The sequence below is a fragment of the Bacillus sp. MUM 13 genome (genome assembly GCF_001866725.1).
Classification (GTDB): domain Bacteria; phylum Bacillota; class Bacilli; order Bacillales; family DSM-1321; genus Peribacillus.
The window spans coordinates 1-1475 of record NZ_MLYQ01000087.1 but is presented as its reverse complement, the minus strand read 5'-3'; the positions used below and the strand labels follow the sequence as shown (position 1 = coordinate 1475).

Genomic DNA, 1475 nt, shown 5'->3' with positions numbered 1-1475 from the left:
TGTAGTGACCCCTAAAAGTTAGAGTTTTATATTAAGCAGCTAATTGGCTGGTGTGGATCCGATATTGAACCGGACTCATACCCGCCAATTTTTGTTTTATTCGCTTGTTATTGTAATAATGAATATAATCTTTTATTCTATTTTTTAACTCCTCATATGAGCACAAGGTTTCTCCGTAATACATCTCTTGTTTCATTAAACCAAAAAAATTTTCCATAGGTGAGTTGTCTAAACAGTTTCCTTTTCGTGACATACTCTGAAATACCTTTTGATCTTTGAGTGTTTTTACCCATTTGTTATGTTGATAATGCCATCCTTGATCAGAATGTATAGTGGTTCTGTATGTTGAGTCTTTTACGATTTTAAGGGTTTCCTCAAGAGGGGCGAGCACTAACTTAAGGGTTGGACGCATACTTACTTCATAGGAAAGAATTTCACCATTGAACATATCCATAATGGGACTCAGATACAGTTTCACACCGTCTGAGCACTTAAATTCTGTGATATCCGTTGTTAATTTTTGATGACATACATTGGTGTGAAAACGACGATTTATACGGTTCTTGGCTACAGTTCCTGTCGTTCCTTTGTAAGAACTGTATGTGCGTGATTTTCTTTGGAATTTTTCTCCTTTGATTTGGAGTTTTTTCATAATGCGCTGTACCTTCTTATGATTCACCTTATAACCACGGCTTTTCAATTCCGAATGGACACGACGATACCCATAGTTACCGTCATTTTCATCAAAAATAGACTGTATGCATTCTTCAAGCTCTTGATCAGGATTTTCTTTTTTCAGGCCATTTATATGGTAATGATAGGAGGACTCTGGAATACCCACCCTAAGTAAAACATCTTTTAACTTGAAGGTTTCTTTGAGTTCGAATGATAGCGCTGCTTGTGCTTTTCGAGATAGCCGACCGGATCCATCTGAAAAGCTCTCAACTTTTTTAAGTATTCTACCTCTAAACGAAGAAGTTCGTTTTCCCGTTCCAATTTTTGTTCATATGTCATTTCACGTTCTTCTACAGGTTTGTTTTTTTGGTTCTTGGACTTTTCAGACATGGGAGGCCTTCCTTTCGGTTTATCCAGGGCCTCAGCACCACCTTCCAGATACGTTTTCTTCCATGAAGCTATCATAGGAGGGTTTGTTAGCCCAAATTGAAGGGCTGTTTCCATTTCTGAAGAACCTGTTCTCTCCATGTATCTTAATACATCCAGTTTAAAATGAGTAGAATAAGTTTTATTATGTTTCTTCCTCATTAAGCCTTCAGCTCCAAATTTCCCGTATACTTTCACCCACCTCTCAATGGGTGAACTACTAGGCATGCCATGCTTACTAGCCAGCAAGGCATATCCAAAATGACCTTCTAAATATTCCCTTACCACCATCAACTTAAATTGTTCACTATATTTAGCCATAAATAAACACCCCAAAAGTTAGATTTAAGCTCTAACTTTTGGGGTGCACTACA

2 protein-coding genes are annotated in these 1475 nt (G+C 37.5%); both read right to left on the bottom strand.

Annotation, left to right across the window (positions count from 1 at the left end):
- Positions 1 to 31: 31 nt before the first annotated feature.
- Entirely contained in the window at positions 32 to 958 is a 927-nt protein-coding gene (locus BIV59_RS18005) for an IS3 family transposase (RefSeq protein ID WP_240501945.1), read from the bottom strand.
- Positions 859 to 1422, bottom strand: coding sequence for a helix-turn-helix domain-containing protein (locus BIV59_RS18000; RefSeq protein ID WP_071352840.1), 564 nt, complete (start codon positions 1420 to 1422; stop codon positions 859 to 861). The genes BIV59_RS18005 and BIV59_RS18000 overlap by 100 nt, the downstream gene beginning before the upstream one ends.
- Positions 1423 to 1475 lie beyond the last annotated feature (53 nt).